This is a genomic window from Psychrobacillus sp. FSL K6-4615, from assembly GCF_038008225.1.
GTDB classification, from domain to species: Bacteria; Bacillota; Bacilli; order Bacillales_A; family Planococcaceae; genus Psychrobacillus; species Psychrobacillus psychrotolerans.
Genome location: NZ_JBBOYQ010000002.1, coordinates 1 through 15,127, shown reverse-complemented (window position 1 = coordinate 15,127; position 15,127 = coordinate 1). Strand labels below are relative to the sequence as shown.

The following is a 15,127-nucleotide window of genomic DNA, read 5'->3' as shown; positions in this document are numbered from 1 at the left end:
ATATTCCTCCTCTATTTAAAATGGAATATATAAACCAGGATTTAATACATTATTCGGACGTTTATAGGACCCTTTATGCAATTCAACATGAAGATGGGGACCAGTAACACTTCCGCTTGCACCCATTAACCCAATGACTTGTCCTTGATTTACTGTTTGACCATTAGACGCCATTGTTTTTGAAAAATGAGCATATACTGCTACAAATTTATGTCCTTGTACTACATGTTCAATATATACGTGATTTCCCCATCCGCCTCCACATTTACTATTCAAAGAACCTACTTGTGGACACCCTGTATGGTATTTAATAACTTTCCCATCCGCCATAGCTACAATTGGAGTTCCAATACTATTGGTAATATCCGTACCATAATGGAATCCATTTTTTAAGTTACGAGGCCCATATTTTGATGAAACTCCACCAACAGCAGGACGCATAAATGAACCTGGTGCGAGTTGTGGTATTTCTCCACCACCTGAATATTTAGCTTCATTTTTCAATTCCATTGCTTTCTTCTTAACCTTTTCTATATAAGCAGAAGAATGATTATAGTGCCAAATTGCATTATCTATATTTTTAGAAAAACCACTTTTACTTAAATAGTTTGCCGCTGTAAAAATTGCATCTGCTACATCCCACGGATCTGCTTTACCATCCCCGTTTGCATCTGTTCCATAGCCACCATAATCTTTTATTTTACCTGGATTCAATTTAATACTATCGGGGATATTAGCCCCCCCATTCCCACTACAAGCGGGGTAGGACCAGCCAACAAAAGTGCAAGGCATAAACTGCATGTGTCCTTCAGCACCCACACTGGATACCATTGTAGGATGTGTAGAATAACCAGTTTCCACGAAATGGATCGCAGCCAAATAATACCAATCGACCTTATATTTCTTCTCAGCCGCTAAATAATACTGCATATATTCTGGAGGAACACCTGCTCCTGGATTAACAGTACCATCAAAACCGATTAACGAGTTTCCTGTTAACCAACCAGTATAGTTAATGTATTTATCTGTTGCTTGATAAAGAGCTTCTACTATAAATCTATCATCTTGCCCGTAAGAGAATGGTTCTGTCGCGAGCATTCTATCGTAGTGGGAATAATCTTCTGTTACCACTTCATCTATCAAAAATGTATGGGAACGTACTTTGGTTGTAACCGTCGTAACATCTGTTTCTACTGCATACTCGTTTGGTATGACCTTCCCATTAGCATCCGTTTTCTCTACAGACCTAGTTGTTGTCGAAACTTGTGTTGCTCCTTGTTGCCATTCCGTCGTATGCGGAGTAAAGGTAGCTTCCATTATTCTATCCCAAGCTTCTACTCTTTCTAAAGGCTCTAAGATAAAGGGAGTAGAAGTGGTAGAACTGGAACAACTACCATTTACACAAGTAGTTGTTTCCGCTTCTATTGAACCTTCTAACTCTGCATAAGTGAAAATAGGTTTTAATGTTTTCCCCATTATCGAAGCTGCCTCTTTTTGACTTACATTCCCCGAATTATATAACTGCAATGCGGCAATAATAAGCTCATGTGGTACTCGATAAGGTAATTGCTCAGGTCTAGACATATCGACCGTAGAATCCGCAACCTGTACGATATGGTTGCGTAATTCTAATGCCTCTCCTTCTAAAGATTCGGGACTGTTAGAGAAAATCATGCTAACCGCAAGATAAATAACGAAGATAGCTAATAAAATACCACCTACTATTAGGATAACTGGTCCTGCTGTTCCCATTAGCAAAGTTACCAAGAACTTACCAATGGCAAACCCAACTTTAACTGCTGCTTTAGCAACTACTTTAGCTGCTTTTTTGAGTGCTTTTTTTCCTAACGCTTTACCCTTTTTCTTCGCATAGTCTTTCGCTTTTTGGGCTACAATGGATTCTTGTTGTTCTTCTGGTGAATTCATTTACAATCTCACCCCAACAATCCTTGTTTTCTTCTAACTTGATCTAGATATCTTCGTTTTTCAGCTGATTGACTTGCATGTTCCATATGCTTAGAATCCATCATATCTTCGACACTGATTATCAGACCTTCTACTGATCTAGACGAATAATAGGCTTGGTTAGATGAAGTAAGAGCCCCTACATCTGAATCTGGAACAGAATTTTTCACTGCTAATCTAGCACCATCTGCTTGAACAGGTATTTCGATGGTTTGAGAAGACCCTAAACGTGAATCTCCTGCAAATACAGGAGAAACCCTGTATGATATACCGTCTTTTTCAGCCGTTACAAACTGTCTGTTTTTCTCTACCACTACTCTAGGATTAGAAAGACCTTGTGCTTTTATTTCTTCTACTTTAAAGTTACCGCTATCCACTTTTTGATTGAATATAGGAACTTGTTGTTTTTGAACTGGAGCAGCTTTTTTAGAACCTAAAAGCGTACTACTTAATAAAGACGAAGGATCTTGTGCCACTTCTACGTGAGAAGGAATTCTTGCACCACCACTATCTAAGCGATAAGTTGACGATTGACTACCTTTTGATTGAACAGGTACAAGAGAATCGTTCATGACGGATAAATCTTGATAAACTACTTCTCCACTTTTCAACTTACTATGTCCAGAACCTTTTCGAGAAACAATCTCTGTAGAACCACCTTTTGTCTGTACCTCGATATAAGATTCATTAGGAGTAATCACTTGTCTAATTGCTCCTGGTGCAATCTGTTGATTTCCATTTGGATCGGTTACTGTTCTTGCCATTTGGATAACTTCACTCGGTGTCTGGATAGCTTCTTGTGTTTGTCGTTGATATGGTGAAGCGAATTTAGCTGCTGCTGTTGCACCCATACGGTAACCTTTTGCTCCCATCATGACTCCACCTGCATACCCTAGTGAATTTTGGAAGTTTTTCTGTGCTTGTACCATACCGCCTTGTAATTCCGCAGATTGTTGAACTCCTTCGGAATACCCACCTTGTATTGCAGAAACAACCTTGCCTCCGAAACCTTGTGCATCACTAGATTGAAATCCTGCTACAGATCCTTGCCCCATCGATTTAGCAACACTTGCTATACTCGTAATGCCCGTAGCTGCTCCTACACCCGCAATGACTCCAACTGTTTTATCTTCTAATTTTGCTCCTATTGAATCGCTATTTGCACGGAATCGAATACCTTGTGAAGCTTGAGATAGTGTACTTTGAGCACTTTGTACGTTTTGCGCATGAACACTCTCTTTATGATTATTGTCCCAATCCCTCTCAGCAGAATCTACACTGATGCCAGCAGATTGTTGTTGAGCAACAAAAGCTTCTTTCATTTGATTAGTTTTTGCGTTAGCTAGACTTCCAACAACAAACGGAGTATTCGGCTTTCCATTTGAAGCTAAGATACTCGCTCCGGTCACATGATCTACCGCTTGTTTACCTGCAGACGAAAGATTAGATACGTTTCCTAAACCTTGCATTCCTCCTACCGCTGAACTCATATGTTCATGGAACTTGTCTTTCGCTATTGGCTCATTACCATCAACTGCATTTTGTTTCACATATTCTTGACCTGCCTGTTCAAAGGCAGATTGAACACCGCTCTTTTTCTCATTAAATGCAGACATTCGACGGGCTTGATAATCTTGTTGTGATTCACCCGTTTTTCTCCCATTGTTTTGATCATAATCCGTAAAGAAACTTGCTTGATTATCTTTACCCCATTGGTCAGCCATTGCCTGAGAAGAAGCATTGACCATACTCTGACCACTTGCCATGTTTTCTCCATTTTGTTTCATTGATGCAATGGAGTTTTTGGCTCCTTGATGAAACTTTTGTCGTTGAGCAGATTGAATATCGTTAAATTTAGATTCCAATTCTTGCGGTGAAGCATCTGGAAACCTTTCTTGTAGATTACTCATGACAGATTCTTTATTGTCTTTAGCCCAAGCAATCGACTCATGGTCGGCCATTTGATTTGCTAAATTATCCTCTAGGTCAGCATTCCGAGCATTCATTTTATCTAGCCCTGCTTCACGACCTTTTTTAAATTGTCCTGGTATTGCCGCTAATCCTGACAATGCTGCTGAACCGGCTCTCCCAGTTATACCCCCTACTACTCCACCGACTGCAGAACCTGCAGTAGCCCCAGCAATAGAACCGACAGGGCCTAATCCCATACCTGCAATCGAACCAGCCATACCAAGAACTGCTTTTCCACCTTTACTGAAAAAGTCTCCACGTTGTAACATTTTTTCGGCTTTTTCAGTAGTGCCTGCATCCGTTCCGGCTTCAGCACCATGATTTTTCAGCATAGAAGATGTGTCGTCCGATGTATCTGAACCACTTGTACCTTCTGCACCATTACCGTTTCCGCCTTTTCCTTTAATGCCGTTATAACCATTTTTAAGCGCTCCTACAACACCTTGTCCTCCTGTGATACCTTTGGCTACGCCGTACATTCCAGAAAGTGCCCCTATCCCCATCATAGCTCCTGCTTTAGATAGGTTACCTTGCATTCCACCACCCATGCCAATTAGGTTTCTCAGACCCTCAGAAACTGGAATAAAGATTGCATACACGATAACTGTTTCTATTAATCCATCACTGGATGCGGAAATTGCTGCAATCACCCAAAATACTAAACTATGAATAGACTGGACGAATATGGAACCCACCAATTCTTTGAACCAGGCTCCAGTCATTCCTCTAAAACGTTGGTTTAAGTAAAATACCATCATTAAAGGACCAAGAGCCATTAAGAGAATTAATGTAACTTTTCTCATAAAGTAGTAGAAATTTGCCCATATACTCAGACCTAATAGAACTAATTGAACAGCTATTTGACCAATTAAGTCCGATACTCCATTACCACCCTCGTCTTCTCCATCTAAGGAGTCACCAAGGGTTAACTTATCAAGGTTACTTTCGTATGCCCCACTAAAGAGGTTTACTATTCCTTGATTGATAGTAAATAGTATGTCGTACAATAGCGGAAGGTTGAACAATACTAAACACACCATCACCAAATCAGTTACAAAGGAGATTAATTCATTCCGTTGTAGCGGATTTCTACTCGCATCCGCTAATCGCATCCCATAAATGACGATAAATATTACGAATGCAAATCCCGCCAATGTTGCCATTGAATAGAAAGTTGGCACGAGTGCACCTGTAAGATCCGTTGGTTGAAATGTTCCCCATATTAAATCGCCACCTTTAGTGCCGAAAATCAAGTCTTTTAAATGAGCTAAACCTAAAAATGGTTCTAATAAGCTTTTAAACATCCATGTGATTAGGGATTCAAAGATGCTAATGATCTTATCTGCTACTCCCCCAAAGAATTCACCCATTTAGATGCCTCCTTTCTTACTTATTTCTTATACCATTTGTTTTGTAAATGCACGTTTCTGTCTTGTTTCTTCTAATACCGCCATATTACTTTCAATAAATTCAATCTCATCTTGTGTAGGATCTGTCTGCAACCATACGGATGAACGACCTTGACGTAATATTCCTTCTCCTTTATCTGGATTTTGGAAAAGGATATTAATCTCCCCTTTAGATAAATCAAAGTTTTCTTCAATTAGCTTTAAATCAATTTTGTTTTGACGCAAGAAGAAGAACGTATGTGTATTTTGCAGTACCCCACGAGCTTTCTTCGATTCGAGTATTCGCACAAAATCTTGGGATGCGATTCTGAAGCCTGAATTCCTTTTTCTTGCTCTTCTAGCAACTTTTTCTGCAAATGAAACGGTCTGATCATTATCGACCATCGTCCAAAACTCATCGGCATATACTATTTTTTTCATGTGGGCATTATCCGCATTTTTTACGAAATACTCCCATACATAATTCAAGATAACGTGATAAGCGATTGGACGTAAAAAACCTTCTTCCATCTGAGAAATATTAAAATTAACTAATCTAGCAGAATGTAAATCTATGGATTGATTACTTCCTAAATATGTTTGTCCGTCAAAAATAGGTTTGGAACCGTCTCGTAAAAAAGGACGGATAGCAGCGATTAAACGCTTAGCAGTGTATTCTTCTTTATAATGCGTAATCAAATAGTTATAAACATCGCTTAAGGTCGGCTCTGGTTTACGTACTTTGGATTGAATAAGCATTCCATCTACCATTTGAGGTTTTTCTTCAAATAACGAAGATGGGTGTGTCGTGAAATTAAAGCCATCCGGTCCGAATAAATATTTCAAAGCTTCTTCAATATAGTTCCGCTCATACACCGATAACCCATCATCTTCTTGATTTTTCCCTCGACATACAATATCAAAAAACTCCGTTGCTTCATTAATTTTTTCTCGAAGTGGCACGAAAGAAATAAATCTTTTGCCATTCTTTTCAATTATTTCTCGCTTATCGTCTATTTCCAATAATTCTAATTCTTCATCTTCTGGATCATAAGGTATGCTCGACAGATTGATAGCTAATGGATTAATAACAATATTACTTTCTTCTGATAAACTTACATTTATTCCACCTAAGCGTTTTACGATTCTAGTAAACTCTCCCTCTACATCAATTAAGCGAGAGTATACCCCTAGTCCTGTTGTCTCACGAGATAATAACAATTTCATAGCTAAAGATTTTCCAGAACCCGATACACCGAATATGGCCATATTGTAATTCTCTGGACGAGATTCATCCGTACCGAAAGCATTATAAAACTCTTTTTGTCCTGTATTTCGATTAATTCCAATTGGTATACCGCCATTAAATTTACCGCTCCCACTTATAAAGAAGGCAAAAGTAGTTAAAGAACGTCGGTCTAGGTTACGAAGAGAATCTTTAATTTCATTGAATGCAAGTGGAGTATTCGAGCGGAATCCTTTTTTAATTCTTCCCCAAGTCGAAGTCAACTTGAAAAATTTAGATGCTAATTCATCCTCTAACGATTCCGTATATTTATCTAAACCTCTTTCCGTCTCTTCATAAATCATTCCTTTGGTAGAAACCAAGTAGGAATCATTTTCACCAAATTGAATTTCCTCCATCAATATTTCTGTATCAGCAATCTTTGTTTGAAGATCCATGATAGAATCTTGATTACCCCGTTTTAACTGTGCTTGTAAAGCTGCTTTAATGATGGTGTTTTGTCTTTGGAGCATACGGATCGCATCATTTTTACCAATTTTATGAATGTCCACCATCATATCGACTTCTCCACTAGCCGTTATACTATTCATCCACGTAGTCATCATTTTTCGAGGATAGCCGTCTCGTGGTATGTAAAATGGACGGAAGAAGGTTTTACTTCCTAATGATTGTTTAATAACTCCGTAATCATCGGATATTCCACTTATTTTCAATCCATCGGGTGAAAAAGTATCCCACATGTTAGGCTTCATGTTTATCTGAAGTTCGTCTTCTCTAATTTCTTCTTCGACTTCTAGCACTTCTTCAGCTTTAAACTGTTTGGTTTTCTTTTTGAACAATTTCAATTTCTCCTTTCACTCGAACAATTTGCTCAGCTGATTGGTCTGCTGTTACATAGAGAGAATGCATTTCTTGTCCTTCAATATCTCTATATCGATTTTTCACAGCTTTTTTACGGTTAAATGCGTAGTAGAGCACCTCCGAAATACCATCCGTAGAAAGTAATTGCACTTTCATATTCGCTTTTCGTAACTGGGATTTAGCTGTATTCACACGACGGTGTAACTCATTAAATGCTTTATCTAGAATTCGTTCTTGTAAATCCTCTTGGTCGTCTGCTTTGATTTCTTTTGGATCTACTTGATAGTCAAATAATATGTAACGCTTTGTTTCATATCGTGGTTGAGCATTTTGCCAACTTCTCAAAGACTGAATCATATTTTCACCAAACTGTTTTGCCAAAGGGTCCATATCATCTTCTAAGTCCATATTTTTTTGAATCTCGTTGATAGGATCTGTTAAATCTACATATCTATTTTGTAAGTAAACGCGAACATGGTAATTTATTTGTGCTAACCATGTTTCAAAAATAGCATCTATCCCATTTTGTTCACTTTGGTCTAACAAATAGTAGTTAACTGGTTCTACTTCGGCTATCATGACAAACTGGTTATTTTCTAAATGCACCATATGATTATCGATGTCTAGAACCTCTGGAAATAACTCTCCGAACGGAGCAGCTTCATCTTCTGCTAACGGGTCCACTACTACATTTTTTTTCTTATTACTATTTTTCATTTGATTGTTGAACTGTTGTTCATTAGTGGTAACTTTCTTTTTTCCACGCCCTGGAATAATCGGCTCTTTCATCATGATTTTATAAAACACATATATTCCTAATCCGAGCGCGGCGAATACTAAAATATCTGTCATACCGTTTCCTCCTTAAAATCCTTTTCGCCATGAACCATATTGAGACTTTTTGGTCAGTTTTATAAGAAAATAGGCATCTCTGTTCATATTTAATTTAGATACTTTTAAAAAACCAAAGAATCCAACAATCGCTAGTACCGGAAAAGCTGTAATTAGCGAAAAAATGAAAGCAAACAACCACCCTAGTGGAAACATTAACTTAAAGATAAACGGAATATAAGCGTATAAAATGACACCTCCACCGACCAAATAGCCTAATTGACGTTTCGATAGAATTCCCATAATTTCTTTTTGTTCGCTAGACATATCAACTGGTACTTTTTCTAATCGCATAAACTCAAACCTCCTGTTGTTATGAAGAAAAAGCACCTTCTCAAAAGAGGAAGGTGCTTTAGCTAAAGTAGAACATTAGCTACCAATTCCAGTTGCCCACGCTGCGATGTCGAATGATTTATAAATTATAAACAGTCCACATAACACCATGAATAGTGCGCCGATTCCCTCATTACGTTTTTGAGGATTACCGTTACTGCCTGCTAATTTCATACCCGCAACAATAAGCCAGGTAATACACCAAAACGCCCCTACTGTCATGACTGCAACGACAATACCATTTAAGTCAGCAAAAAAACCGGACATATCCCCTGTTTTTTTAATACCAGCTGTACTGAATGCATCTGTTACTTTTCCAGAGGCTGCTAATGTATTTTTTGCGCCTATAAATGCAGTAAACAAAAGCGCCGATGCTCCAGCTACAAGACCTTTTAACTTTCTTTTCATGCGTTGACCTCCTATCGATTAATGGTGTTCTTCAACAACGACGAAAAACCCCACCCTACACACGAAAACATACACGTCTTAGACGTGTGTTCATGTATAGAGTGGGGTATTCCCATTCGTTCTCTTATTGAATTAACTTTATCTTAGCGAAAATCATATAAAGTTGCAACACATTTTATTAAAGCTTACTATATTTTCAATAAAGGCAGGACTCTATCTTAGCAAGGCAGTCCAACATAAAAAGTTGGACTTTCCTAATTTAGTACTGCTTTTTATGTTTTATATTAAATTGTTATATCCAGTATCTTCAATCCATTTGTTAAATATTCACCTAAAGGTAATTTTTCTGTCATTTGTCCTATTTCTATTTCCTTAGTATTCCAACCATTTCCCCCAATGTATCTTAAATAATCATCGTATATTTCATTTGGGGTTAATTTACTATCATAATCCTTATCCCTACCAAGATACATAACAGTTTGCAACATTTTTACATCATCAAAACTTAATTTCGATAAATAATCTTCTAGTTTTATTTGAGCATCTTGTATTACTGCTGCGGCAGGAGTTTTTTGGAATTCTCTTATTTCTTCTGGAGAACCACCATAAAAATTAGCTTGGTCGTACTTTTGTCTCCAATCTTGCGCTAGAGTAATTACCTCTTTTAAAACCTGTTCTTTACCTAATAACAATTGTGTAGTCAACCCATTCACTCCATTCCCCGTATATGTTAATAGTATAATCTTTTTTACAAATATTTCATAATTTTATACTCTATGAAAATACTTATAAATTAAAAAGAAGAACTATTAACTATTATAACCAGTATTGAATTTAGTATACTTTCAGATTACAAATATACATTTTGCAATACTTTAAAAAGGGGTGATTAAAACTCCCATAGAATCTAATTGAGTTGCCTAATGCTATTCTTAACTTTCTAATCCATTATCGTCACATCAACTATTTCATCTATTTTGATAGAAAACAAATAAAAGGGATCTTGCAACTCTAATGTTCTTCTCTTTATATCAATCCCTTCAACAGTTCCTCTGTTATAGGAGAACTGTCCATCTCTCCACAGTTTTACTTTCGTATCAGCTTTTGAACGCATAGCTAATTGAAGGTTGTCTTGTATCGCTTCAAAATCCCATTCATTCAAATCAGGTTTAGGTTCTCTCTTTATTTCCGTACCATATTCTCTAAGCATAACAACGTGTTCTGGTAACATCATTGCGGTTTTCCACTTTACGTTTCTTCTAACATCCTTTACATATTTTGAAGTTTCTTTTTGATTCCATCCATTTTTTTGTATCACACAACCACACGCTCCCTATCGGATACAGGAACAAATGCCAGTACACTTTCTATTTTAAAAATCCTTGTGGTCTTTCGAAGAAAGCAATAGGCTCTGAATGTATTCTCTCTTGCACTTATTAATTTTACCCTTCGTTTGCTGATTTCCCCGCTTTCTTTCATGTAAATCATTTCAGATATTTGGTTAAACTGCATCGTCTTTAAAATATTTGCACGCACATTTATTCCCTCCTTCTTATTCATTATAGAAACATACGTTCTATTTTACAACAATTAAATATTTCTAATTTTACTCATTTACTTAGTGAATTGTAATTTTTAAGTTGGAAACAATAGAGGTGAGGTGAAATATCTTATGAAAATCGTGAAGCCTATGCTACTGGAATACCAAGAAAAAGCAACAACGGAAGATGGGACAATTTTCGAGCCAAAATATAATGGAATTAGGCTATTAGTAGGGAATGACTACTCTTATACACGTCATGGAACGATTACAACGAACCGTTTTCCAGAACTCCTATTTTCAGGTACTCCTGTTTTACTTGATGGAGAACTAATAGCTCCTGGCACAGAAACACCGGATGATTTTGAAGCAGTTATGTCCCGTTTTAGTGGGAATAAAGTACAAGAAATAATTTATATGGCCTTTGATATTATTACCTATAAAAGTGAAATGATAACAAGGTATCCTCTAGAAGAAAGAAAAGCACTACTTACTGAAGTATTAGCTAACATAGATTCTCCATGCATTAACTTAGTTCCATACATTCACACAGAGGGAGAAGCGGTTTTTAATCTAATGAAGGAAAATAACATGGAGGGAGTCGTCGCTAAACGCTTGAAAACACCGTATCTTATTGGTAAAAGAACAGATTATTGGAAAAAAATAATAGCTTGGAGTTATCATGATTGTATTATTTCTAAAGTTACATTTGGACCATTAACAGCTCAACTAACAGATATAGAGGGTAATTATTTGGGGAGTGTTAATATCGGATTTACTAAAGAAGTGAAAGATGTACTGTTTTCGAGGACTCCGCCCTATGCATGTAAAGTGAAATCTAGAGGATGGACTAATACAGGTAAGTTACGAATACCACTAATTATTTCTATAGAAAAAACCCTATTATAAAATAGGGTTAAGGTTTCTTTCTAGAATTTTAAAGTTGTTCAGCTGAGTTGTCTTCTCTTTTCATTTTGACAGCGAGCCTTTACTTACTTTACTTACCTTCCTTATTCCACTCTCCGCTTTTAACTTGCCACTCTAAAAATTCTTTAGTTTGATTATCCATGATAATCTCTCGATTAGGTTCGTTCGTCTGGTTTGGTATTAAATTAGTATCTGATTTTGTAAATACCCACTGTCCCTGCCTTACATATTCACCTTCTCGCAATATCATTCCAGAATTTAAAATCACATATTCTTCATCGGAAATAGTAGCAAAAATAACATTACTAATTTCACCATCATTATCAGACATAAATGTTATTACTTCTTCGTTATTTAAACTTATTTTATAATTATTTTTCTTGTTATCGTCAAAATTTAAAACCAAAGACTGATATTTTATCTTTGCTCCATTTATCGCCATACCTTTTGGTGTGCTCTCTCCATAACTGCCACCTTGTAATTCAAATATTTCCTGTGTTAAATCTCTTAGCAATGAATATTGTTCAGAGGAATTTAACTCTAAATATGACGAATTTACAGGAAGTAAAATATTATACATGAATATAGTTTCATCTTCGTCTTTTATTGAATCGAATTGTTCAAATTCAATACCTTCTTGAACGTATTCAAAAATTCCCTTTTCTGAAATTAATGATTTTACTTCATCTTGTTTATTTTGAATGCCATCTTCTAAGGATTCTTCTTTATTATTACAACCAATTAACAAAAATGACGTTAATCCAAGTAAAAATAATATTGAAATTCTCTTCATTTTTTACATCTCCTTGTTAATATAAGGAATATATTAACACACTCTGTTAATCAATACATTAGAACTATTTATTTGCAGTCCTTATTTACTAATTATATATTTTCAAATCTTCCTCTTTATATAAAAATCAATAAAATTCATCAATATCATAAATGTCCGTTTCTTCTATGTGTTGACATACTGTACATTTATAAAAGACTTTTTGACCTTTTCCGTCCCATTTGTGAAAATATTTAACTTTCAATTTTCCACATTCCTTACACTTAGGGAGAGTTTTTAAACGCTCTTGGTAAAGTCTTTCGCATTCCTTAATGTAATCGTGATCGGTTACTTCTTCAACGTTATGATTTAATGCATCTTCCAAAATGATAAAATATCTTATTTCAATACCTTTTGCCGTAGCATAATTAATGAACTGATTATGCATTGAATACATCAAAGGAGGTTGGGGTGATGCGCTGAAATCTTCTTTATTGTCGGTAACAAAATATAAGATTGGATTCTTAAACTGTTCTACATGATTCATTATACTAAAAAATAGCACAGCATCTGCGGTACTATTTTTCTTCGGAGCAAAGGGAGGGACATTTTGTAGGCCCCATTGTGCCGCTTGTATCAATACATTTTCATCTGTTTTGATTCTCTTACCTAAATCCATTATTTCATCTACTAGAGCTATTGTTTGCCCACCAACGTACTTGACCTGCTCCTCTTTAAATTGTGTTGCTTGTATAATTAAGTCAGAAAGTTGTTGTTTTTGGACTTCATCTGTAATAACTCTATCTCTCAAGCTCGTGGTTTTTCTTATAAGTTCATCTATAGTCTTTTCTTGCTGTTTGTATACCTTCTCTTCCTTATGCCGATCCCATTCGACGGTTAATTGCTCAGGTATTAAAAGAGAGATATCAAGTTGCAAAGCTAAGTCTGCTATTTTTAGGAAATTCTCAAAGTTACCTTTTTCAGCTTGATTCAGCCAAGTACATGTATCAAGGAAAAGAAAAATGTTCTTGCCTCTTTTAATTTCTATTTGATTTTTTCCATTGACCTCAACAATATCCTGTACTTTTTCATTTCGTTTAGAGTAAGCATTTTGTTGAATATATGCATATTTATTATCCTTCTGCAGCCGTTCAATTAATTCATAACGATTCATCATTTTTTCCCCCAAAAGAAGATTTATATATAACTAAAATATTTTTCCGCAAGCGACGAAATGTAGTCACTTATTTTGCATAGGACTTCACCCGAGTTTGCTGTACTTGCCGTGTTGCTCGCTTATTACTCCAGCTATTTTAACATAGCTATCCAACAAAAAATCACCTCTCAGTAAGAGAGGTGATTTTATTTTATCAATTTTTAATATATATCAGTAACCTACTTTAATGTAAAGTTACATTATAATTGGTAACTCCAAAATTCAATAATAGCAACGAAATACGGATGTATGGAAAAATTTTAATTTACATTATAGTTGGTAACCCACCATCTAAACGAACTTTAAGTTTTTTACATTATAGTTAGTAACCCAATGTTATGGTTTTAATTTTAAAAAAAGCAGTAATAATATTAATTGTTTCGAATAGCGAATCTTTAATTGAAGAAGGAATTTTTTTTTGTGATGGCACAGCTATAAAATAATATTAAATATAAAGTGGTAATTCTCTCACACTGTTCAATTGATATATATTTTCTTTCTTGTAATTAGAACCTACTCTGATTCCAAACCCTCTAATTCCTAAATTTATTGCTAATTCTACATCAACTGCTGAGTCACCAATCATAAAGGACTCTTCGAAATTAATTTCAGGATATTTATGAATTACCTGCTTAATCATTCCAATATTAGGCTTCATACAATTACACCCCTCACCTTTACCATGCGGACAATAAAAGACATCAAGCAGTTCAACACCTTGGCTATTTAATTCTCTTTTCACTTGATTATTTATATCATGGTATTGGTCAACCGTAATATATCCTTCGTTAATAATGTATTGGTTGGTAATAATAATAATTTTATAACCTTTCTTTATGACTTCTTTTAACGTGCTAATTGACCCCTCTATAAATACTGGACGCTCTATTCTAGTCCATTCATGGTCTAAATAATCTTCAATTATAGTGCCATCTCTATCAAAAAATGCAACCTTCAATTTCTACACTCCCTATCGAATGATTTTTCATTTATTCTTATTCAACAAACCTGCTGCTTTAGCTTAAGAAGAAAAAGGCTTTACTCCTTCTTGAAGTAAAGCACTCGTTAGTTCAACAAGGAACTCAATTCAAAGTACTCCATTAATTTTACACTCGCGGGTGAAACTACCGTCTTTCCTATATATATAGAAAAATAGGAAGAAAGTTAAAATAGTGCTAATAACCGTTAGAAATGACCAAATTGAATCATGGAACATTATTTCTGTGAACATATAGGTTAATATAACAGTAATTAAAAGAATTGTGACTGAGCCTAAGATAGAGTTAATTTTTAATTTCTGAATAAGAAATTTTGAAATAAACCAACTAAGACTGAAACAAACTAATGGTATTATTGAGAAAGAAATAGGTAAAATTGAAGAATACCAAAACGATGAAAAGTAATCATCCTCCATACCAAATCTGTAAATATACTGTAAATTTAAGATTGATAAGAATATTACGTTAAAAGTTATAATAAAAAAAATAAACTTCTTAAGTGTTTTCATTTTTCCTCCTCCATTTCGGTGAATCCTATGTATTGTTCAACTGACCTGTTGCCTTAGTTCAATAAGAAAAAAGAGTTGCCTAAGCAACCCAATGATTTTTAC

13 protein-coding genes are annotated in these 15,127 nt (G+C 35.5%); 1 reads left to right on the top strand and 12 read right to left on the bottom strand.

The features are described 5' to 3' along the window. Window positions 1–15: 15 nt before the first annotated feature. From MKX53_RS18820 to MKX53_RS18780, 9 genes are all read right to left on the bottom strand, one after another. Window positions 16–1,926 carry a peptidoglycan DD-metalloendopeptidase family protein gene (locus MKX53_RS18820; RefSeq protein WP_340765876.1) on the bottom strand — a complete coding sequence of 637 codons (1,911 nt, stop codon included), beginning with the start codon at window positions 1,924–1,926 and terminating at the stop codon, window positions 16–18. An 8-nt stretch (window positions 1,927–1,934) separates the two neighbouring features. Further along, window positions 1,935–5,306 (bottom strand): type IV secretion system protein, encoded by a 3,372-nt coding sequence (locus MKX53_RS18815; protein WP_340913466.1) that lies wholly within the window; start codon window positions 5,304–5,306, stop codon window positions 1,935–1,937. A 27-nt stretch (window positions 5,307–5,333) separates the two neighbouring features. After that, window positions 5,334–7,415, bottom strand: coding sequence for a VirB4 family type IV secretion system protein (locus MKX53_RS18810; RefSeq protein ID WP_340913465.1), 2,082 nt, complete (start codon window positions 7,413–7,415; stop codon window positions 5,334–5,336). Further along, the gene (locus MKX53_RS18805) at window positions 7,381–8,283 is read right to left on the bottom strand and encodes a hypothetical protein (protein ID WP_340765881.1); all 903 of its coding nucleotides are present in this window, start codon (window positions 8,281–8,283) and stop codon (window positions 7,381–7,383) included. Before MKX53_RS18805 ends, MKX53_RS18810 begins: the two co-directional genes overlap by 35 nt. 12 nt (window positions 8,284–8,295) lie before the next feature. After that, a complete protein-coding gene (locus tag MKX53_RS18800; protein WP_340765882.1) occupies window positions 8,296–8,616 on the bottom strand; it encodes a PrgI family mobile element protein in 321 nt (106 codons plus the stop codon). 75 nt (window positions 8,617–8,691) lie between these two features. Next, the gene (locus MKX53_RS18795; RefSeq protein ID WP_340765884.1) at window positions 8,692–9,063 is read right to left on the bottom strand and encodes a hypothetical protein; all 372 of its coding nucleotides are present in this window, start codon (window positions 9,061–9,063) and stop codon (window positions 8,692–8,694) included. Window positions 9,064–9,347: 284 nt separating this feature from the next. After that, on the bottom strand, window positions 9,348–9,767 hold the full coding sequence (locus MKX53_RS18790) for a hypothetical protein (protein ID WP_340913463.1): 420 nt from the start codon (window positions 9,765–9,767) through the stop codon (window positions 9,348–9,350). A gap of 236 nt (window positions 9,768–10,003) precedes the next feature. After that, a complete protein-coding gene (locus MKX53_RS18785; RefSeq protein ID WP_340913461.1) occupies window positions 10,004–10,381 on the bottom strand; it encodes a YolD-like family protein in 378 nt (125 codons plus the stop codon). After that, complete coding sequence (locus MKX53_RS18780) at window positions 10,378–10,599, bottom strand: transcriptional regulator (RefSeq protein ID WP_340913460.1); 222 nt, start codon at window positions 10,597–10,599, stop codon at window positions 10,378–10,380. Before MKX53_RS18780 ends, MKX53_RS18785 begins: the two co-directional genes overlap by 4 nt. Before the next feature lie 136 nt (window positions 10,600–10,735). On the opposite strand from MKX53_RS18780, the gene MKX53_RS18775 reads away from it, so the two are divergent. Next, window positions 10,736–11,512: an ATP-dependent DNA ligase gene (locus MKX53_RS18775; protein WP_340913458.1), complete on the top strand. Its 777-nt coding sequence runs from the start codon at window positions 10,736–10,738 to the stop codon at window positions 11,510–11,512. 88 nt (window positions 11,513–11,600) lie between these two features. Here MKX53_RS18775 and MKX53_RS18770 read toward each other — a convergent pair whose 3' ends face one another. From MKX53_RS18770 to MKX53_RS18760, 3 genes are all read right to left on the bottom strand, one after another. Then, window positions 11,601–12,323 carry a hypothetical protein gene (locus tag MKX53_RS18770; RefSeq protein ID WP_340913456.1) on the bottom strand — a complete coding sequence of 241 codons (723 nt, stop codon included), beginning with the start codon at window positions 12,321–12,323 and terminating at the stop codon, window positions 11,601–11,603. 127 nt (window positions 12,324–12,450) lie between these two features. Beyond that, a complete protein-coding gene (locus tag MKX53_RS18765; protein WP_340913453.1) occupies window positions 12,451–13,479 on the bottom strand; it encodes a PIN domain-containing protein in 1,029 nt (342 codons plus the stop codon). Between the two features lie 484 nt (window positions 13,480–13,963). Beyond that, entirely contained in the window at window positions 13,964–14,476 is a 513-nt protein-coding gene (locus MKX53_RS18760; RefSeq protein ID WP_340913451.1) for an HAD-IIIA family hydrolase, read from the bottom strand. Window positions 14,477–15,127 lie beyond the last annotated feature (651 nt).

Bases quoted from the DNA above. Each gene is read 5' to 3' on its own strand.
- MKX53_RS18770 (WP_340913456.1), bottom strand. From the start codon at position 12,323: ATGAAGAGAATTTCAATATTATTTTTACTTGGATTAACGTCATTTTTG.
- MKX53_RS18815 (WP_340913466.1), bottom strand. From the start codon at position 5,306: ATGGGTGAATTCTTTGGGGGAGTAGCAGATAAGATCATTAGCATCTTT.
- MKX53_RS18820 (WP_340765876.1), bottom strand. From the start codon at position 1,926: ATGAATTCACCAGAAGAACAACAAGAATCCATTGTAGCCCAAAAAGCG.
- MKX53_RS18795 (WP_340765884.1), bottom strand. From the start codon at position 9,063: ATGAAAAGAAAGTTAAAAGGTCTTGTAGCTGGAGCATCGGCGCTTTTG.
- MKX53_RS18765 (WP_340913453.1), bottom strand. From the start codon at position 13,479: ATGATGAATCGTTATGAATTAATTGAACGGCTGCAGAAGGATAATAAA.
- MKX53_RS18800 (WP_340765882.1), bottom strand. From the start codon at position 8,616: ATGCGATTAGAAAAAGTACCAGTTGATATGTCTAGCGAACAAAAAGAA.
- MKX53_RS18775 (WP_340913458.1), top strand. From the start codon at position 10,736: ATGAAAATCGTGAAGCCTATGCTACTGGAATACCAAGAAAAAGCAACA.
- MKX53_RS18805 (WP_340765881.1), bottom strand. From the start codon at position 8,283: ATGACAGATATTTTAGTATTCGCCGCGCTCGGATTAGGAATATATGTG.